Origin of the sequence: Polaribacter sp. HaHaR_3_91 (assembly GCF_019278525.1) — a bacterium.
GTDB lineage: Bacteria > Bacteroidota > Bacteroidia > Flavobacteriales > Flavobacteriaceae > Polaribacter.
Map to the genome: position 1 here is coordinate 666,668 of NZ_CP058986.1, position 20,270 is coordinate 686,937.

The 20,270-nt window shown below is 30.4% G+C and carries 19 protein-coding genes and 1 tRNA gene; 14 read left to right on the forward strand and 6 right to left on the reverse strand.

Annotation, left to right across the window (positions count from 1 at the left end):
- Positions 1–100: 100 nt before the first annotated feature.
- A complete protein-coding gene (locus H0I27_RS02715) occupies positions 101–1,159 on the reverse strand; it encodes a branched-chain amino acid aminotransferase (RefSeq protein ID WP_218732389.1) in 1,059 nt (352 codons plus the stop codon).
- Positions 1,160–1,279: 120 nt separating this feature from the next.
- On the opposite strand from H0I27_RS02715, the gene H0I27_RS02720 reads away from it, so the two are divergent.
- From H0I27_RS02720 to H0I27_RS17710, 3 genes are read left to right on the forward strand one after another with little or no spacing between them, the layout of a single operon-like run.
- On the forward strand, positions 1,280–1,786 hold the full coding sequence (locus H0I27_RS02720; protein WP_218732390.1) for a DUF4920 domain-containing protein: 507 nt from the start codon (positions 1,280–1,282) through the stop codon (positions 1,784–1,786).
- Between the two features lie 35 nt (positions 1,787–1,821).
- Positions 1,822–2,493 carry a tRNA (5-methylaminomethyl-2-thiouridine)(34)-methyltransferase MnmD gene (gene mnmD / locus H0I27_RS02725; RefSeq protein WP_218732391.1) on the forward strand — a complete coding sequence of 224 codons (672 nt, stop codon included), beginning with the start codon at positions 1,822–1,824 and terminating at the stop codon, positions 2,491–2,493.
- 10 nt (positions 2,494–2,503) lie between these two features.
- A complete protein-coding gene (locus H0I27_RS17710) occupies positions 2,504–2,635 on the forward strand; it encodes a hypothetical protein (protein ID WP_262887957.1) in 132 nt (43 codons plus the stop codon).
- A gap of 133 nt (positions 2,636–2,768) precedes the next feature.
- On the opposite strand, the gene H0I27_RS02730 is transcribed toward H0I27_RS17710, so the two are convergent.
- Positions 2,769–3,950, reverse strand: a complete 1,182-nt coding sequence (locus tag H0I27_RS02730; protein WP_218732392.1) for a glycosyltransferase — start codon at positions 3,948–3,950, stop codon at positions 2,769–2,771.
- Positions 3,947–4,864: a flippase-like domain-containing protein gene (locus H0I27_RS02735; protein WP_254713131.1), complete on the reverse strand. Its 918-nt coding sequence runs from the start codon at positions 4,862–4,864 to the stop codon at positions 3,947–3,949. Before H0I27_RS02735 ends, H0I27_RS02730 begins: the two co-directional genes overlap by 4 nt.
- Before the next feature lie 106 nt (positions 4,865–4,970).
- On the opposite strand from H0I27_RS02735, the gene ruvC reads away from it, so the two are divergent.
- From ruvC to H0I27_RS02750, 3 genes are all read left to right on the forward strand, one after another.
- Entirely contained in the window at positions 4,971–5,525 is a 555-nt protein-coding gene (ruvC, locus tag H0I27_RS02740; protein ID WP_218732394.1) for a crossover junction endodeoxyribonuclease RuvC, read from the forward strand.
- A complete protein-coding gene (hemW, locus tag H0I27_RS02745; protein WP_218732395.1) occupies positions 5,525–6,652 on the forward strand; it encodes a radical SAM family heme chaperone HemW in 1,128 nt (375 codons plus the stop codon). The genes ruvC and hemW overlap by 1 nt, the downstream gene beginning before the upstream one ends.
- 107 nt (positions 6,653–6,759) lie before the next feature.
- Positions 6,760–7,509 carry a cyclase family protein gene (locus tag H0I27_RS02750; RefSeq protein WP_218732396.1) on the forward strand — a complete coding sequence of 250 codons (750 nt, stop codon included), beginning with the start codon at positions 6,760–6,762 and terminating at the stop codon, positions 7,507–7,509.
- A 269-nt stretch (positions 7,510–7,778) separates the two neighbouring features.
- On the opposite strand, the gene H0I27_RS02755 is transcribed toward H0I27_RS02750, so the two are convergent.
- Positions 7,779–8,762 (reverse strand): magnesium and cobalt transport protein CorA, encoded by a 984-nt coding sequence (locus tag H0I27_RS02755; RefSeq protein ID WP_218732397.1) that lies wholly within the window; start codon positions 8,760–8,762, stop codon positions 7,779–7,781.
- 75 nt (positions 8,763–8,837) lie between these two features.
- On the opposite strand from H0I27_RS02755, the gene H0I27_RS02760 reads away from it, so the two are divergent.
- The 5 genes from H0I27_RS02760 to H0I27_RS02780 all read left to right on the forward strand — a co-directional run bounded on the left by H0I27_RS02760 (position 8,838) and on the right by H0I27_RS02780 (position 12,672).
- A complete protein-coding gene (locus H0I27_RS02760) occupies positions 8,838–9,206 on the forward strand; it encodes an MmcQ/YjbR family DNA-binding protein (RefSeq protein ID WP_218732398.1) in 369 nt (122 codons plus the stop codon).
- 12 nt (positions 9,207–9,218) lie between these two features.
- Entirely contained in the window at positions 9,219–9,473 is a 255-nt protein-coding gene (locus H0I27_RS02765) for a DUF3781 domain-containing protein (RefSeq protein ID WP_218732399.1), read from the forward strand.
- A 19-nt stretch (positions 9,474–9,492) separates the two neighbouring features.
- Complete coding sequence (locus H0I27_RS02770; protein ID WP_218732400.1) at positions 9,493–10,041, forward strand: 5-formyltetrahydrofolate cyclo-ligase; 549 nt, start codon at positions 9,493–9,495, stop codon at positions 10,039–10,041.
- Between the two features lie 52 nt (positions 10,042–10,093).
- A complete protein-coding gene (ade, locus tag H0I27_RS02775; protein ID WP_218732401.1) occupies positions 10,094–11,716 on the forward strand; it encodes an adenine deaminase in 1,623 nt (540 codons plus the stop codon).
- 359 nt (positions 11,717–12,075) lie between these two features.
- Positions 12,076–12,672 (forward strand): alkylphosphonate utilization protein, encoded by a 597-nt coding sequence (locus H0I27_RS02780; RefSeq protein WP_218732402.1) that lies wholly within the window; start codon positions 12,076–12,078, stop codon positions 12,670–12,672.
- 409 nt (positions 12,673–13,081) lie between these two features.
- Here the strand turns inward: H0I27_RS02780 and H0I27_RS02785 are convergent, their stop codons facing one another.
- A complete protein-coding gene (locus H0I27_RS02785; RefSeq protein ID WP_218732403.1) occupies positions 13,082–14,470 on the reverse strand; it encodes a dipeptidase in 1,389 nt (462 codons plus the stop codon).
- A 105-nt stretch (positions 14,471–14,575) separates the two neighbouring features.
- Between H0I27_RS02785 and H0I27_RS02790 the strand changes: the two genes are divergently transcribed.
- A tRNA-Leu gene (locus tag H0I27_RS02790) sits at positions 14,576–14,657 on the forward strand.
- A 110-nt stretch (positions 14,658–14,767) separates the two neighbouring features.
- Here H0I27_RS02790 and H0I27_RS02795 read toward each other — a convergent pair.
- Positions 14,768–15,337, reverse strand: coding sequence for an RNA polymerase sigma factor (locus tag H0I27_RS02795; protein ID WP_218732404.1), 570 nt, complete (start codon positions 15,335–15,337; stop codon positions 14,768–14,770).
- Positions 15,338–15,684: 347 nt separating this feature from the next.
- Between H0I27_RS02795 and H0I27_RS02800 the strand changes: the two genes are divergently transcribed.
- Both H0I27_RS02800 and H0I27_RS02805 read left to right on the forward strand, forming a co-directional pair.
- Complete coding sequence (locus H0I27_RS02800) at positions 15,685–16,821, forward strand: FecR family protein (RefSeq protein ID WP_218732405.1); 1,137 nt, start codon at positions 15,685–15,687, stop codon at positions 16,819–16,821.
- Between the two features lie 157 nt (positions 16,822–16,978).
- A complete protein-coding gene (locus H0I27_RS02805; RefSeq protein WP_218732406.1) occupies positions 16,979–20,266 on the forward strand; it encodes a SusC/RagA family TonB-linked outer membrane protein in 3,288 nt (1,095 codons plus the stop codon).
- Positions 20,267–20,270: the final 4 nt, after the last annotated feature.

The window sequence follows — 20,270 nt, forward strand, 5'->3', positions numbered from 1 at the left end:
CTTCTGTTATTACTTGTTTTACTTAATTCTGATTTAAGTACAAAAAAAAGCATCAAAATTAATTGATGCTTTTATATAATATATTTTAACTGTAAATTGTTTACTTAATAATTACTCTCCATCCGTAAGGATCTTCAGCTTGGTTTGTTTGTATATCAGTAATTGCTTTCTTTAGAATTCCAGCAAAAGGAACTTCTAATTCGGGTAAATCATAATCAGAACCTTGGTATCCAAAACCTGCAATAGGAGAAATCACTGCAGCAGTTCCTGCTCCAAACATTTCTTTTAAACTACCGCTTTGCGCAGCAGCAATTACTTCAGAAACTGTAATTTTTCTAACTTCTACATCAATATTCATGTCCTCTGCAATCTGAATAACACTTTTACGTGTAATTCCGTCTAAGATTCTATCACTTGTAGGGCTTGTGATTAAAGTATCATTAATTCTAATGAAAATATTCATTGCTCCAGCTTCCTCAATATACTCGTGCGTATTATCATCTGTCCAAATAACTTGATTGTAACCTTTGTCTATGGCTAATTGTGTAGGGTAAAACTGAGCGGCATAATTACCACCAGCTTTCGCAAAACCAACACCGCCATTTGCTGCACGAGCATATTTTTCTTCTATTAAAACTTTTACTTTACCAGAAAAATACGCACCAGAAGGAGCAGTACAAATAATAAATTTATATGCATTTGCAGGAGAAGCGTGAAAACCTATTCCAGAAGCAAACATAAAAGGTCTTATGTATAAAGAGCTTCCTTCATTTGTAGGAATCCATTTGTTATCAACTTCTAATAATTTTTTTAAACCTTCCATAAAAACATCTTCAGGAACAGCTGGAATAACCAAACGTTCTGCAGATTTATTTAAGCGCTTCCAGTTTTCTAAAGGTCTAAATAACATGGTGTTATCGTCTGCGTCTTTGTAGGCTTTCATACCTTCAAAAATAGATTGTCCGTAGTGGAAAATCTTTGCAGCTGGGTCTAATGAGATAGGTGCATAAGGTTTAATAACAGGTGTTTGCCACTCGCCATCTATAAAATCACACTCTAACATGTGGTCAGAATATACACTACCAAATGGTAGATTGTTAAAATCTACAGAATCTATCTTCGATTTTTCTATACGTTGAATTTCTATATCAGATTTCATTCTTTTTGATTGAATTATTAGACAAATGTACATAAAATATTCATCGGACGATATAACTAATCATTGCTTTTACTCATTAAAATATGTACTTTTGTTCGATACTCAATAAATTTAGAAAATATGAAATATGTAATATCCTTTTGTTTGGTTATTTTACTTGGTTTTACGGCATGTAAAGAGGGCAAGAAAGCAAACAATGAAACATCAGAACCAAAACAAGAAGTGGTTTATGAATCTTTCGGAGAGAAAATTGAATTAGATAATGCAATTACTTCAGAAGAGTTATTAGCTAAATTTATAACCATGAAAGCTGGTGATACTATTAATGTGAAATTTGCATCTAGTATTAAAGAAGTTTGTTCTAAAAAAGGATGTTGGATGAAGTTGCCTTTAAGCGAAGAAACAGAAACAATGGTTCGTTTTAAAGATTATGGTTTTTTTATGCCTTTAGATTCTCAAGGAAAAGAAGTAGTTTTAAATGGTAAAGCATTTGTACAAGAAACATCTGTAGAAGAATTGCAACATTACGCAGAAGATGCAGGGAAAACTAAAGAAGAAATAGCACAAATTACCGAGCCTAAAAAAGAATTTACTTTTGAGGCAGATGGTGTTTTAATGAAAAAATAAGAAATTAGTTTCAATAAGTAATAAGTCTACATATTTTGAAAAGAGAAATTCTAATAACTTCCGATGGTTCTACAACCATTAATCTACCTGATTTAAATGAACAATATCATTCTAAAAACGGTTCCATTAATGAGTCTTACCATGTTTTTATTAATAGCGGGTTAAAGTTGGTTGCAGCAGAAGAAGTATCTATCTTAGAGATTGGTTTTGGTACAGGTTTAAACTGTTTTATTACTTATTTAGAAGCAAAAAGAAATATAAACTATGTTGGTGTAGAGGCATATCCTGTTACTGCAGAAGAGGTAGAGAATATGAATTTTATTTCTGTTTTAAAAGCAGAAAAAGAAAGTGCTTTGTTCGATAAAATGCACGCTGTTTCTTGGGAAGAAAAGCATCAGATTTCAGATCATTTTTCGCTAACAAAAAGAAAACAATTTTTTGAAGATATCGAAGATAAAGATGCGTTTAATTTAATTTATTTTGATGCTTTTGGTGCTCGTGTTCAGCCTCAATTATGGACAGTAGAGATTTTCCGTAAAATGTTTGAAGCATTAAAAGAAAACGGAATTTTAGTAACTTATTCGGCAAAAGGAAGCGTTAGAAGAGCTATGCAAGAAGTTGGTTTAACAGTAGAGCGTTTGCCAGGACCTCCAGGAAAAAGGGAAATGTTAAGAGCAACTAAAATAACTACCAAAACTAACGACTAAAAAAAATAAGATGGAATTCAAAAGAAAATTTGGAAGACAAAAGCAATCAAAACCAACAAAAGGGCTTTTTTTAATTGCTGTTTTAGCTTTCGTTTTAATTCTTTGGTTCAAAGCCGAAGATATTATGAATGCATTATTTTAATTTTTTAGAAGCTATTTCCTGCTTTCCGCACTCGCTTTTTTTATCCTGAAAAAGGATAAAAAAGAGCTCAAACAATTGCTGCAATCAGGGCTAAACCTCTTTGCAGACAATATTCATTTACCTAAAGTAGAGATTATTTTTTAAAACGTCTTCCTTTCCAATTGTATTTAAAAAAGAGAGATTTAAAAATAACCAGAAGGCTAAAAAAAGGATATAAAAAACTCGCAAAAAGATACCATTTATAAAAATGTTTTTCCTGTTTAAAAAACTGAATTGTTGGTAAGAATAAAAACAAATCAATAATCAATTTTAATACAAAAGGGATAAAAAGTGTTTCTAAGTTTCCAAGCAATAAATAGTAAACAACAACAAAGTTGGTCAGTAAAACTAGCAAACCAATTAACTTTACTTTTAAAGAACTAAAATTACCCGTTTTTGCAGCCCATCGTGTTCTTTGGTTTACTAAATCACTCCATGTTTTTACGGGAAATGTAGTAACAATAGCTTCTTTAGATTTTAGATAAAAAACACTTTTTTTATCAGCAATTATAAATTTTTCAAACAGAAAAACATCATCTCCGCTGGCAATATTGTTGTTGCCTTCAAAACCGTTTAGTTGCAGAAAAGTATCTTTTCTGTAAGCAAAGTTTGCTCCATTGCACAAAAAAGGAAAATCCATTCCAAAACCACCAATGGTAGTTCCTTGCATGCTCATAAAATCTAATAATTGAAACTGTTCTAAAAAGTTGTTTTTAGCTTTGTAGTTTACAGGAGCAACTACCATTTTTGCATTATTATTCTGAATAAAGCTATCTAGGCTTTTTAACCAATTTTTAGGTAAAATACAATCTGCATCTGTGGTAACAATCCAATTGTTTTTTGAAAGAGAAATTGCGGTAGTAATAGCGTCTTTTTTTGGTGAGTTGGAAGTTCTATTGTTTTTTATGATGCGAATGTCTGTTCTAGTGATTTCACTTTTTTGCGAAATTGTATCGAGATCTTCTTGGACTCCTGAGATTTCTCCTTGTTCCTTGTTGGAAATGACAAATTGTTGAATTATTTTAACAGAGTTATCCGTAGAAGCATCGTCAACCAAAATAAACTCTACCAATTCTTTTGGGTAATTCAACTCTGCGATTGATTTTAATAAAATAGGTAGGTTTTCAGCTTCATTTCTAAAAGGAATAATTACTGAAAATAAGGCTTTATTTACTGATGCTGTTTTTTTAAATTCTTTAACTTTTTTAAAGCCAATTGCCAACCAGAGAATTAGAATAGCATAAAAAGTAAATATGAAAATTAGTAGCCAAATCATTTTGTAAAACTAGGTTTAAAAGTTAACACAAAATAACTACCAATAATTGCAGGTAAAACAAAATTTAAAATCCACATTAAAGTGGTTGTAGATAGAATGATAAGAGGTTCTATGTTGAAAAACGAAAACATCCAAATAGCTACAGATCCTTTTAAAATAACATCAAATAAAGATAACATTGGTATTGTAGAAGCAATTAAGTATACAGAGGTAATTGACGAAATTGCATCAACATAAGAAATATCAACATTAAAAATGAGTAATAAATAGTAAAACTGATTTGAGAAAACCAAGAATCTAAACATTGATAAAACAGCAACTTTTATATTTAGTGCTAAAGGTATGTTTTTTATAAAACTTCTTGCTTTTTCAAAAGTAAAACCCTTAAAATCAAGTCTTTTGAGTAGAAATAATAAGAAATATATTACAATAAATACTAAGAGTAAAACTTTTAAAATTTGATAAAGATCAACATCAATTTTATGACTAAGAACAAAATAACAGAAACCTATACTTCCAAAAAATAAGGTCATAAGCATTTGATAAAAGTTACCTACTAAATTTAAACCTAATATTTGCTTTCTATGTTGCTTTTTAAAATACAGTGCTTTTGCCCCGTATTCCCCAATTCTGTTGGGTGTAATTAAAGAAGTTGTTAATGAAGCTAAGGATTGCTTTGTGGCTTCAATAAAAGAGATTTGTTTTACATGATCGACAAGTGATCTCCATTTCAAGATTTCTAAAAACCAATTCAATAATGTGAAAACAGATAGAAAAAATATGTTTTTGATGGAAAAAATATCATTTTCTATTAATTTTTTATAAAAAACAGCAAATTTTAGCTGCTCGTTATCAATTAGTTTTGTGTAAATAAAATATCCGCAACCAATTACAATCGATAGTTTTATTATCAACCAAAAGAATTGTTTAGATTTGTATGAAAGCGAATTATACATGGTTTGCAAAGTAACAAATAATCATCAGTAAGTTTGGTGATAAAAACAAAAACAATCTACCACTTTGGCGATAGAAAAAATTATTTTAGGTATTGACCCTGGAACTACAATTATGGGTTTTGGTGTGATAAAAATTGTTGGTAAAAAGATGGAATTTATTCAAATGAATGAATTAATCTTAAAAAAATACGATGACCATTACCTGAAATTAAAGCTTATTTTTGAGCGTACAATTGAACTGATCGACACATATCATCCAGATGAAATTGCAATTGAAGCTCCTTTTTTTGGGAAGAATGTACAATCGATGTTAAAGTTAGGACGCGCACAAGGTGTTGCGATGGCTGCAGGTTTATCTCGTGAAATTCCGATTACAGAATATTTGCCGAAGAAAATAAAAATGGCAGTTACAGGAAGTGGAAGTGCTAGTAAAGAACAAGTTGCTTTGATGTTAAAATCACTTTTAAACTTAAAAACATTGCCAAAAAACTTAGATGCAACGGATGGTTTGGCAGCTGCAGTTTGCCATTTCTATAATTCAGGAAAGGTAGTTGGAGGAAAGAATTATACAGGTTGGGCTAGTTTTGTGAAACAGAATGAAAAGAGAGTTAAAAAATAATGTCCGGAATCTACATTCACATACCGTTCTGTAAACAAGCATGTTTTTATTGCGACTTTCATTTTTCTACTTCATTGAAGAAAAAAGAAGATATGATTTTGTCTTTAATTAAAGAGATTGAAATTAGAAAAGACGAGTTAAAAAATACCATTATAGAAAGCATTTATTTTGGAGGCGGAACTCCGTCTGTTTTAAATACTGATGAAATTCAAGTACTGATTGATACGGTTTATAGAAATCATACAGTAATTGAGAACCCAGAAATTACGTTAGAAGCAAATCCGGATGATTTATCCGAAGAAAAAATAATAGAACTTTCTAAAACACCAATAAATAGATTAAGTATTGGCGTGCAATCGTTTTTTGAAAAAGATTTAAAACTCATGAACCGTGCGCATAATTCATCCGAAGCAAAAAAATGCCTTGAAATTGCAACTCGCTACTTTAGCAATATTTCTGTCGATTTAATTTATGGAATTCCAGATTGTACAAATGATGAGTGGAGAGATAATATACAAACTGCATTGAGTTTCGGAATTCCACATATATCTAGTTACGCCTTAACGGTCGAGCCAAAAACGGCATTAGCAACATTAATTAAAAAGGGAGAAATTAAAAATGTGGATGATGAAAAAGCAGAGGAACAATTCCATATTTTAATTGAAGAATTAAAGAAAGTAGATTTTGTGCATTACGAGTTGTCTAACTTCGGAAAAGAAGGCTTTTTTAGTCAGAATAATTCTTCTTATTGGCTAGGGAAACCATATTTAGGTATTGGTCCTTCGGCACATTCGTTTAATGGAATCCAACGAAGTTGGAATGTAAGAAATAATGCAAAATATATAAAAGCTATTCAAGAAAATACACTTCCTATAGAAAGAGAAACACTTACAAAAACGGATGGTTATAATGAATATATTATGACAGGTTTAAGGACCATTTGGGGAGTTTCTATAGAGAAAATAGAAAAAGATTTTGGCGGTAAATATGTAAAGTATTTAGAAAAACAAGCCAAAAAACATTTAGAACAAGAATTATTGATTATTGAAAACCGAGTTTTAAGAACTACTCCAAAAGGGAAGTTTTTATCAGACGGAATTTCTTCAGATTTATTTATGGTCAATTAGTTTTTTATTAATGTTAAATGTTTAGATTATATCTAACATAAAGAAAGAAAACTTATATTTGAGTTTGAAGTAAAAACTAAAAATTACGCAAATAAGGTCGGTAAAATATGAAAGCGGTAATAGAGTACAATTCAAGAAAAATAGAAATAAACGTTTCGGAACCTTTAGATATTTCAATTCCTATTGATATGAATAAAGGAAAAGTAAATGCTTGGGGAATTGATGACCCTAAAATTGAAGTAGAAAAATTTGATGATTATGAAGTAAGTGTAGCAAATGGTGCTGTGGTTAACTTTAATAGCATCCAGTTTAACCCGCATTCTCACATAACTCATACAGAATGTGTTGGGCATATTACCAAAGAAGTACACTCTGTAAATCAACATTTAAAATATTTTATTTTTTTAGCAGAAGTAGTTACTATTGCTCCTTTGTTTCATAATGGAGATTTTTTAATTGGAGTGAAGCAATTAAAACATGCTTTACGAAATAAGAAAAGAGATGCTATTGTAATTCGTACTTTACCTAATTTAGATGAAAAAAAGAGTATGAAATACTTTAATACGAATCCAACTTATTTATCAGAAAAAGCTGCAATTTATTTAAAAGAAAAAGGAATAAAACACTTGTTAATTGATTTACCTTCTGTAGATAAGGAAAAAGATGATGGTAAGCTTTTATCGCACAATGCTTTTTGGAATACTAGTGGTAAATTAAGAATGGATGCAACCATTACAGAATTTATATATGTGCCAAATACTATAGAAGACGGTGAGTATTTATTAAACTTAATGATTGCACCATTCGAAAATGATGCAACGCCTAGTAAGCCTATTTTGTATAAAATTATAAAGTAGATTAAGAAAAAACCAAGATGTTATTAAATGAAAAAAGTTAATTTAAAACTTGTTAAGGTTTTAGGATTATCTGTGTTGTCTTTTGGTTTTTATTTTATGATATCGAATTCCGACAAGATAAATTCTATTATAAATACACTGCTAAAAAGTAATTCCAGCAAAGGATTTGGAGTTTATATAGTCATTTATTTAGTGAAATAGTTTTTGTTGATTTTCGGTGTAATATCTTTAATTGTAGTTGGTTCTAGATTTTTTATTAAAAAAGAGCATTAAAACCACTTTTTACGTTTAAAATACCAAACAGAAACTATGGTAACTATTGCCATAACACCCAATAAAATAAAATAACCATATTTAGTTTTTAATTCTGGAATGTTTTCAAAGTTCATTCCGTAAATTCCTGCTAAAAAAGTTAAAGGTATAAAGATTACAGACAAAATAGTAAGCGTTTTCATTACCTCATTTAAACGGTGTCCTTGAATACTAAAAATTAGGTTTATTTTACTTTCTAATTCTTGCAATTCAAAATCGATATTAGAAATTAGGTTATTGGTTTGTTCTTTTAACTCATTAAAGTATTTTACATTAAAATCTTTAATTTCTATTTTTTCTAATTTTATAATGGTATCTCTTAAACTTAAGGTTGCTTTTTTAAAATTGAATAATTCTTGCTTCCTTTTTTCTACTAAAGAAGTAAATTCTGGAGTTGGTTTTATGTGCGTAGAATTTAGTTTATCTGCGCTTAAATCTGCATTTGCTTCATAGGTGTCTTGGTAGTTATCAATTATAGACTCTAATATTAAATATAGTAAATAATCTGTTTTTTTCTTTCTTACAATACCTTTGTTACCTTCTAAACGCTCGCGAATCCAACCAAAATAATCTCCATGTTTTTCTTGAATAGACCATAAAAAGTCTGAAGAAACAATAAAAATCATTTGTTCTGAATCTAATTTCTGACTTTGGGTAATTAAAACTCTGGTGGTTATAAATAGCAAATTATCTAATAAAATTACCTTATTAGGGTGTTCTTCATCGCTTAATAATTTTATTAAAAAATCGTCTAATTTATTTTGATAAATTACTTTTTTATAGGCATCATGAAACTGTATTCCATACGTATTTAACCATTTAGTGGTAGCTGTATTTTCTGAAAAAACAATTTCTGAAATTCCATTATAAGTTGTTTTTTCGTAGTTCTTTGCAGAATAACTAATTATGGAGGTGTTGTCTAAAAAATCATTTTCAGTCATAAAAAAGTTGTAATTTTGGTTTATAAAGATACTTTTTAAATCTTAATAATAAAGGTTATTTTAATAATTGAGCGAATGCATATAGAACAATTAAGAGATTTTTGCATTTCTAAAAAAGGAGTAACAGAACATTTTCCTTTTGATGAGGTAACGTTAGTTTTTAAAGTGATGGATAAAATGTTTTTATTAACAAGTTTAACTTCTTGGGAGAAAGTAGAAGCTAAAATCAATCTAAAATGCAATCCAGAAAAAGCAATAGAATTAAGAGAGGAGTTTGAAGGGATTACTGCAGGGTATCATATGAGTAAAAAACACTGGAACACTGTTTTATTAAATTCTAGTGATGTTTCAGATGATTTGGCAAAAGAACTCATCAATCATTCTTACGATTTGGTGGTAAAAGGATTGACAAAAAAACTTCAAAAAGAATTAGAAGAATTATAGCTTTCTGAAATGATGGAAAACAATAAAAACGAAATTTTAGAAAAACATTGTTACACCGAATTGGTATATCAACGGATAAATAAAAAGTTAAAAATAGCTTTATCTAAGGATGAAACTGAGAATTTCATCAGAAAGGTTTTAGAAGAAACAGTTATAGAAAACTACCTTAAAAAAGGAAAGAATTTTTATATTTCTAATAAAGATTATAATGTTAGAATTACTGTAAATTCTAATACTTTTAGAATTATTACGGTAGATAGAATTTAAAATATAGAATTTTTCAATAATGAAAAAGCAAGAACTTAGAAAGATTTACAAACAGAAACGAAACGATTTAACTGAAAGTCAAATTCAAGAATTTCAAGAAAATATCTACGAACAAATTTACGATTTAGAAATTGTTGGTATTAGAAATGTACACATGTTTTTGTCTCTCACAAAGTTTAAAGAAATAGAAACACAACCAATTATTAATTACTTCAGAAGCATAAAAAAACGAATTGTGGTTAGTAAATCTAACTTAGTAAACAACACACTTTCTCATTTCTATTTAGAAGAAGATACGGTCTTAGAACAAAATAAATACGGAGTTCCAGAACCTGTAAATGCAGAACCTGTAAATGAAAAGGAACTAGATCTTATTTTTGTTCCGTTGTTAATTTCTGATGAATTAAATTACCGAGTTGGTTACGGAAAAGGATTTTACGATCGTTTTTTATCCAACTGTAAAGAGGACGCAAAATTTATTGGACTCAATTATTTTAAGCCCATTTATCAAATTGAAGATTCTAACGATTTTGATATTCCGCTACATCAAGTAATCTATCCTAAATAAACTTTAAATCGCCTTTAATTCTTTGTAAATTTGTTTTAGAAATAGAAAGCAAATGATTGTACAAGGAAACATAGTTGATATACAGAATAAAAGAATTTACAAAGGAGAAATTGAAGTTGTGAACGGAAAAATTTCGTCTGTAAAAGAAGTAAATCATAACCAAGAAAACTACATTTTACCCGGTTTTATAGATGCACATATTCACATAGAAAGCTCTATGTTGGTTCCTTCGGAATTTGCTAAAATTGCAGTAAAACACGGTACAGTTGCAACGGTTTCTGACCCGCATGAAATTGCCAATGTTTTAGGTGTAAAAGGAGTTGAGTTTATGATTGAAAACGGAAAGAAAGTCCCGTTAAAATTCAATTTTGGTGCGCCAAGTTGTGTGCCAGCAACGTCTTTTGAAAGTGCCGGAGCAATAATAGATGCTGATGATATTAAATTAATGATGGAAAACCCAGACATTAAATATCTGGCGGAAATGATGAATTATCCCGGTGTTTTATTTGATGATGCTGAGGTTTTAGCTAAGATTCAACATGCTAAAAATAACAACAAACCCATTGATGGTCATGCGCCAGGTTTAAGAGGTGATGATGCTACCAAATATATTGCTGCCGGAATTTCTACAGATCATGAGTGTTTTTCTTTTGATGAAGCTTTAGAGAAGTTACAGAAAGGAATGAAAGTAATTATTAGAGAAGGTTCTGCTGCCAAAAACTTCGAAGCTTTAATCGATTTATTACCAGAGCATTTCGAAAATATAATGTTTTGTTCAGATGATAAACACCCAGATGATTTATTGCTTGGACATATCAATCAACTTTGTGAAAGAGCAGTTGCAAAAGGAATTGATGTTTTTAAAGTCTTGCAAGCAGCATGTGTAAATCCTGTAAAACATTATAGGTTAGATGTTGGACTTTTAGAAGAAGGCGACGATGCAGATTTTGTAGTAGTTGATAGTTTAGAAAAGTTCAATGTTTTAGAAACCTATATAAACGGAGAATTAGTTGCTAAAAATGATAAATCTTTTGTAAAACAGGTAGATTTTGAAGTATTGAATAACTTTAATACGGATAAAAAAGAAGTTACTGATTTTAGATTTGAATCTTCATCAGAAAAAATTAGAGTAATTGAAGCTTTAGATGGCGAATTGGTTACCAATCAAATTGAAGCAGATGCTTTAATTGTTGATGGGAATTTAGTTTCAAACACAGAAACTGATATTTTAAAAATGACCGTTGTTAATCGTTATCAGAATGATGCTCCAGCAATTGCTTTTATTAAAAACTTCGGAATAAAAGAAGGAGCTATTGCAAGTTCTGTTGGGCACGATTCTCATAATATTATTGCCATCGGAGTTTCTGACGAAGCAATTTGCAAAGCGGTAAATTTAATTATCGAAAATAGCGGTGGAGTTTGTGCTGTAACTGATACGGAAGAAAAAATAGTTTCTTTACCAGTCGCAGGAATAATGTCTGATAAGCCAGCTGAGGTTATCGGTAAAGCGTATGCAGAACTAGATACAATGGCAAAAGAAATGGGTAGTAAATTAAGAGCGCCTTATATGAGTTTGTCTTTTATGGCTTTGTTGGTAATTCCTGCTTTAAAGTTGTCTGACAAAGGTTTGTTTGATGGAAGTACTTTTAAATTTACTTCTTTAGAGGTTTTTTAAGAGTTTCAAAATAACAAGTTTTAAAGTAATAAAGTTTTTAAGCCTAATTGTCATTTCGACTATAGGAGAAATCTCATAAGGTTGCTCAGTTTTGGGTTATCAATGTTATGTAACTTCTCATTCTTAGAAGTGACAATTTGTTTGGTATTAGCAATACGTATGCAAACAAGTCTAGCCCTGATTGAAGCAATTGTTTGAGCTCTTTTTTATTCCTTTTTAGGATAAAAAAAGCGAGTGTGAAAAGCAGGAAATAGCTTCACGTTAAAATTTTATCAAATTCTTAATTTAATGCTCACTTCTTTGGTTTTTAATTAGCTTTTTTCGTTAAAATATGTACATTTGTACAACAAAAATAAATTATGAGTTTACAAGAAGATTTAGAAAATAGAAGTGGAAATAAATGCGAATTATGTACATCAACAACCAATTTATCAATTTATGATGTAAAGCCAACAATTACTGGTGGAGGTGGAGTAGATGGTAGCGTATTGGCTTGTGAAACTTGTATTACTCAAATAGAGAATCCAGAAGAAACAGATGCAAATCACTGGCGTTGTTTAAACGATTCTATGTGGAGTGAATATAGAGGTGTAAAAGTGGTTGCGTGGAGAATGTTGTCTCGTTTAAGAGCAGAAGGTTGGCCACAAGACTTGCTAGACATGATGTATTTAGAAGATGATGATTTACGTTTTGCTAAAGAATCTGGAGATCATTTAGATGATAGTGAAAAAATAATTCATAGAGATGCGAACGGTGCAATCTTAGAGGCTGGAGATTCTGTGGTTTTAATTAAAGATTTAAAAGTAAAAGGATCTAGTATGGTTGCTAAGCAAGGAACTGCGGTACGTAGAATTTCTTTAGATCATGAAAATGCTAAGTTTATAGAAGGTAAAGTAGGACCAACTCAAATTGTAATTATTACAGATTACGTTAAAAAGATGGCAGAAAAAGAGTAATCTTCTGTTATTTTTAGCGCAGTAGAGTAGTTGGGCGTTTCCTTTCAGGTCGCGCTTTTCACTGTATCTTTTTTCTAAAAAGAAAAAAGGATGCCGTTTCAATCGCTAACGCGCATATTTGCTAATAAATTGAGTTTAAATTTTCTTATTTACAATTTTAAGAAATTAGACCTTTACATAAAAAAAACCTCGATGTATCGAGGTTTTTTTTTATGTCTATATTATGCTAACTTTAGTTCTTTTTACTAATTATATATACAGCACCAGAACCCTCTTTATTCTTTTTTATATTTACACTTTTTATAGTAGTTGGTATTATTTATTCCATTTCTTTTTTAGAAATAGTTTTTTTGTCTAAGAAATATAATGCCAAAAAAAAATCCGTTCATTGCTGAACGGATTAATTATTTTATTTAGACATCTCTGTAAAATATTTATAGAAATAAGGTATTGTTTCAATCCCTTTTAGGTAATTCCACACCCCAAAATGTTCGTTTGGTGAGTGAATGGCATCAGAATCTAAACCGAAGCCCATTAAAATAGTCTTGCTTTTTAAATGTTGCTCAAATAGGGCGACAATTGGGATACTACCACCGCTTCTTTGAGGAATAGGTGTTTTTCCAAAGCTAGTTTCGTATGCTTTACTTGCAGCTTTATACGCAATATTGTCTATTGGAGTTACATATCCTTGTCCACCATGATGGGGTTTTACAAGAACTGTTACTGATTTAGGAGCAATGCTTTCGAAATGTTTTTTGAAGAGTTCTGTAATTTCTTTCCAATCTTGATTTGGCACCAAACGCATAGAAATTTTAGCGAATGCTTTACTAGCAATTACCGTTTTTGCGCCTTCGCCAATGTAACCACCCCAAATTCCGTTTACGTCTAAAGTTGGTCTAATTGCGTTGCGCTCGTTGGTAGAATAACCTGCTTCCCCATGAACATCGTCAATTTTTAAAGCATCCTTATATTTCTCTAAAGAAAAAGGAGCTTTTGCCATTTCTGCTCTTTCTTCGGTAGATAATTCTTCTACCTTATCGTAAAAACCAGGAATGGTAATGTGGTTGTTTTCATCATGTAAAGAGGCAATCATTTTGGTTAAAATATTGATAGGATTTGCAACTGCGCCTCCGTATAAACCAGAATGTAAATCTCTGTTTGGTCCTGTAACTTCTACTTCTACATAACTTAAACCACGTAAACCTGTTGTAATTGAAGGAATGTCATTCGCAATCATTCCGGTATCTGAAATTAAGATTACATCATTGGCTAGTTTTTCTGTGTTTCTTGGTACAAACCAAGCCAAACTTTCAGATCCAACTTCTTCTTCACCTTCAATCATAAACTTTACGTTACAAGGTAGGTTTCCGGTAGAGGTCATGTATTCTAATGCTTTTACATGCATATACATCTGTCCTTTATCGTCACAAGCACCTCTTGCAAAAATGGCTCCTTCTGGATGAATTTCTGTATTTTTAATCACTGGCTCAAATGGAGGAGAGGTCCAAAGTTCTATAGGATCTGCTGGTTGAACATCATAATGACCATAAACTAATACAGTTGGTAAGTTCTTATCTATGATTTTTTCTCCGTAAATAATAGGATATCCTGGAGTTTCGCACATTTCTACGTTGTCGCAACCTGCTTTTTTTAAACTTTCTAAAACAAAATCAGCCGTTAGTAAAACGTCTTTCTTATAAGCCGAATCTGCACTTACAGAAGGGATTTTAAGCAGTTCTATGAGTTCGTTTAAGAAGCGTTGTTTGTTGTCTTTTATGTAAGATTGAATAGTATTCATAAAATATATTTTTATTTCTTCATCAAAAGTAGAAAAATTATTATGAACTGCTTTGCAGTTTGCAAGGAATGTTTATATTTGCAGCCCAATTAAATTGGAAAAGTTGCAGGCGTGGTGGAATTGGTAGACACGCTAGACTTAGGATCTAGTGCCGCGAGGTGTGAGAGTTCGAGTCTCTCCGCCTGTACAATTAACCCTCTAATCGTTTGATTTAGAGGGTTTTCTTTTTTTAGGTGTCAAACAGATGAAGTTGAGGATTTGGAGATAAGTTTAAAACCTGATAATAATTTTAAAGATTTATCTTTTGAAAAAAAGATCTATGAAAAAAAGGTGAAAATTTTCCTTTTCAAAACCTTTGCGTATTTTTTTAAATGCAATACTCATTTGTGATTCCACTGTTTTTATAGAAATTCCCTTAATTTTTGCTATTTCTTGATATTTAATGCCTTTAATCTTATTCATTTCAAGAATTTGTCTGCATTTAGGGGGTAAGGACTCTATAATTAAATTCATCTTTTTTACCCGATCTTCAAGGGCTTCATTATCTTGATCAATCCGATCTCTTAAAGCATTTTCGTATACGAGATCTAATAAGTTATTCTGTTTTTTATCTTTATTAATACTATCAATAAATCGATTGTAAGCAATGCTATATAAATAGTTTCTTGGAGATTTGTTTATGTCTAATTTCTCTTTATTATTCCATAAATCTATAAAGGCTTGCTGTACAATGTCTTCAGAGTTCATTTTATCATGAGAATAAGTGCAGATGTATGCTACTAACCTGTCATAATATAGGTTAAATATATATTTAAAGGCGTTTTCGTCACCATCTTTTACCCTTTCTGTTGCTTCTAATTCATTCATACTATAAATCTTAGTAATATTGATGAAATCATGAATTATTTTAGGCTTTTTATTGAAAATATTAACAATAATATAAACAAAAGCTTTAATAAGCAATAAAAATTTATAAATATTCAATTTGTAATTTTAGTTTTCAATTCTAAAGTTGCAAGTATCTTACTGTAATAGATGTTGTTACTCTTTAAAAGACTAGGTGAAATAGTTTGAAAAAACGTTTTAATAAATATAAATTTTGTTATTTTTTTTGAATTAATCTCAATGAAATTAAAAAAACATTATTTTTTTTTAGGGGTTTTACTTAAATAGTAAGTAATAATGTATGTAAACCCGTAATTAGGTATTAAATCGTGAAAAAAATTATAACGAAATTTATTGCAAATACGATAACAAAAGATGAATTGAATCTTTTGTATAAGTGGTTAGAAAATGTAGATAATCAATCTAAGTTTGAAAAATACATTTTAGATTATCATGATTTAAATATGGCTACACTTAAGAATGATGTATACAGAGCTTATGAAAATGTAAAAAAGGGTATCGACAAAGAAAAAAATACTGTAAAGGTGCTTCTGTTATATAGAAGAAATTTTGTGAAATATGCAGCAGCAATCTTAGTGTTAATTTCTTTTAGTTTTTTCTATTTAACCAAAAATACTTTTAATAAAAGTAATGAAGTGTCTATAAGCCCTGGTACAGATAAAGCAACGTTAACGTTAGCAGATGGTTCTCAAATTATTTTAGATAGTGTAGTAAATTATCAAGATATAAAAATTAGTAGTACTGCTAAAGAAATTATATACAAAGCTGCTGAAACTAAAGCAAAAATAATTGAATATAATTATTTAACCATACCAAGTGGTGGGCAATACCATGTTGTACTTTCAGATGAAACAGAGGTTTGGTTAAATTCAGAATCTCAATTAAAATACCCTGTAAACTTTTTAAAAGACAAGCCTAGAGTTGTAGAGTTGGTTTATGGGGAAGCTTATTTTGAGGTATCACCAAGTACAAATCACCAAGGAACTAAATTTAATGTAGTTAATAGAAGTCAAACTATAGAGGTTTTAGGTACAAAGTTTAATATTAAAGCGTATAAAGATGAGGCTAATGTTTCTACTACATTAGTTGAGGGAAGTGTTTCTGTAACTACTAAATTTGATCGTAAATTATTAACTCCAAATCAAAAATCTATTTTTAGTAAAGAAGATAATCAATTAGTTATTCACCAAGTAGAAGCTAATAGTGAAATAGCTTGGATACATGGTGCATTTGTTTTTAAGAAAAAAACATTAAAAGACATTTCAAAAGTATTATCTCGTTGGTACGATGTAGATTTTGAGTTTTCAAATGATGATATAGCTAACCAAAAATTTAATGGAGATTTAAATAAAAATCAAAACCTAGAATCTATTTTATTGTTAATACAAAATACAAATAAAATAAAGTCTTATGAAATTAAAAATAAATCAGTTTTACTGAAATAAAAAAGAGGGAAAAAATAGAAACATTGGACCGTGAATATTTTCCCCTCCTAAATTCAATTCAATCAATTAAATGTTTAACTAATCAAACTTATGCAAATTTATGAAAATTAATCCAACTAACAACCGTCCCATTTTTGGTAAGCGGCTATTAAAAATGATGATGAGAACACTAATCTTTACTTGTTGTTTTACAGTATTCAGTTTGTCTCCAGGAGATTTGTTGTCTCAGGATATCAACATTACTATTAATACAGATAAAATTGTTTCTGTTGATGAAGTTTTTAAGTTGATAAGTGATCAAACTGATTACAATTTTATTTATTCTGAAGATTGCTTTGAGCAAATCTCAAAAGTATATCTGAAAAAAGGAAAAGTTAAGGTATCCAAACTTTTAGAAGATTGTATGACTTCAAACAATCTGAGTTTTATGATATCTGAGCAACACACTATTATAATTAAACAAGCCATTTCCGAAAAACAGCAAAACATTATTGTTTCTGGTTTTGTTACCGATGAGCAAGGTGTTCCTCTTGTTGGTGTCACTGTAAAGGTGAAAAATAAAAACCTTGGTACTTCTACCGATTTTGACGGGAACTATAGAATAGCTGTAAGTACAGGAAATATATTAGTTTTTACTTCTTTAGGATACATTAAACAAGAAATTACTGTTGGATCTAAAAACAAAATCAATGTAGCTTTAAAAGAAGCTACAAATGAATTAAATGAGGTAGTAATAAACGCAGGATACTATAAAACCTCTAGAAAATTAGCTACAGGTAATATTGGTACTGTAAAAGCTAAAGATATTGGTCAACAACCTACAACAGACCCTATAGAAGGTTTAAAAGGTAAAATTGCTGGTTTACAAATTACACAAAATGATGGTTTACCTGGAGCAGCTGCTACAGTAAGAATTAGAGGTATTAACAGTTTAAATTCAAGTGCTAACTTACCAATGTACATTTTAAACGGTGTACCTATTCCATCTTCAAATGTTGGTAGTTTAGGTGGTGTTGCAATAAGCCCTTTAGAATATTTAAATCCTGCTGATATAGAAAGTATTGATGTATTAAAAGATGCTGATGCTACGTCTATTTACGGATCTCGTGGAGCCAATGGTATTATTTTAATTACAACTAAACAAGGGCAAGCAGGTGAAACAAGAGTTGTTGCAGAATATTCTCATGGATTTTTAAAAATGCCAAATTTAAATCGCATAGATTTAATGAATACAGAAGAGTATTTAGCAATGCGTAGGCAAACTGCTGAGAACGAGGGTATTTGGCCTATAGAGGAATCTGATCTAAGTAATAATGTAGATTTAATTAATTGGGATCCAACTAGAGATGTAAATTGGAGAGAAGAACTATTAGGAGATATAGGGATACAAAGAACAGCTCGTTTAGCTGTTTCAGGTGGGTCAGAAACGACTAGTTATTTATTCTCTTTCAATTTATCTGACCAAACTAATATTTATAATTATGATGATTCTTCGCATAAACAAGCCTCGTCTTCGCTTAGTTTAAATCACCGATCTATAAACGATAAGTTTAATGTTGCTTTTACTTCTAGATATTCAATTACGGCAAATAATCAAAATACAGCAGCTTCTTCTGAATATTTTAGATCTGCATTTACTTTAGCGCCTAACGCACCAGAGTTGTTAGATGCAAACGGAAATATTAATTACGAAGGTCAAGAAGATGATTTGTACTTTCAAAATCCTTTAGCTGCCTTAGAAAACTCTTTAGAAAGAGTTAGTCGTAATTATACAGGAAGTGCTATTGTGTCATATAAAAATTTGATTCCTAATCTTGAAGCAAAGGTGATATTGGGGTATTCAAACACCTTAGTTAATTATATTGAATTAAATCCATTATCTGGTTTAAACCCAAGAGATCAAGTTGCAAATGCCGCTGTTTATGGTAGAAATTCAGAAACCATGTCTACAACCAATAGTTGGAATGTTGAGCCTGAATTAGCGTATACTAAAAGTTTTGGAGATCATCATTTCATAATGCAAGTAGGTGCGGCTTTTCAAAGCGTTACCTCAAAAAGAATAGGCGTATTAGGTTATGGGTATACTTCTGATTTATTGCTAAGTGATATAAGAGCTGCTCCAGAACAACAAATAACAAGCAACAGTATTTCTCAATATAAATACAATGCCTTGTATACAAGACTTAATTATAATTACAAGTCTAAGTATTTACTAAATTTAACTGGACGTAGAGATGGTTCTTCTCGTTTTGGACCTAATAAAAAGTTTGGAAATTTTGGAGCAGTAGGTGCTTCATGGGTGTTTTCTAGTGAAGATTTTGTAAAAGATAATTTATCATTTTTAAGTCTTGGTAAATTTAGAGGAAGTTACGGTATTACTGGGAATGATCAAATAGGTGATTATCAATATCTTTCTACCTATTCAAAATCAAATCTTATTGGATATAATGATATTCTTGGTATCACCCCTTCAAGAGCCGAAAATCCTTTTTATTCATGGGAAGAAAACACCAAATTAGAATTGGCTTTGGATTTAGCACTGTTTAATAATCGCGTAAATTTAGAAACGGTTTGGTATAAAAATCACTCGTCTAATCAATTAATAGGACTTCCATTGTCTAGAGTTACTGGTTTTGTAACACAGCAATTTAATTTACCTGCTTTGGTAGAGAACAGAGGGGTAGAGCTTACTTTAAATACAACTAATATTAGCAACACTAATTTTACTTGGAATACGTCATTCAATATTTCTTTTGAAAAAAATGAATTAAAAAAATTCTTTGATATAGAAAGTTTTCCTGCTTTTGACAACCTTTATGTAGTAGGAGAATCTTTATATGGTCGTAAACAATATAATGGTACAGGAGTTGATCCTGAAACCGGAATCTACTTGATTACAGATGTGAATGAAGATGGAAGAGTTAATGTACTTGATAGACAGTTTTTTGTAGATTTAATGCCTGATTTTTACGGTGGATTTGGAAATAATTTCACCTATAAAAATTGGCAATTAGATATCTCTATGAGCTTTAAACAAACAAAAGGGTTTGATTTTTTAAGCAGTTTTAGGAGACCTGGAGCTTATGAGGGAGGACATGGGAATTTACCTGTCGACTTCTTAGATGCTTGGGCAAACCCAGGTGATATTGCTAAAATTCAGCAATTGAATAACAGTAGTACTACATATACTAGTCCATTAGCTCTAGATAGTAGTACAGGAAGACATGTTGTAGACAAGTCGTTTATAAAATTACAGAATGTATCATTAACTTATAATATTCCTAAAACAGTACTAGACCGTTTAAAATTTAAGGCTGCTAAACTTTATGTGCGCGGACAAAACTTAGGAACGCTTACTTCATATGAAGGAATAGACCCAGAAACAGGAGGTTTAGGATTACCAGCATTACTTACAATTATAACAGGAATTCAATTAACACTTTAAGAAT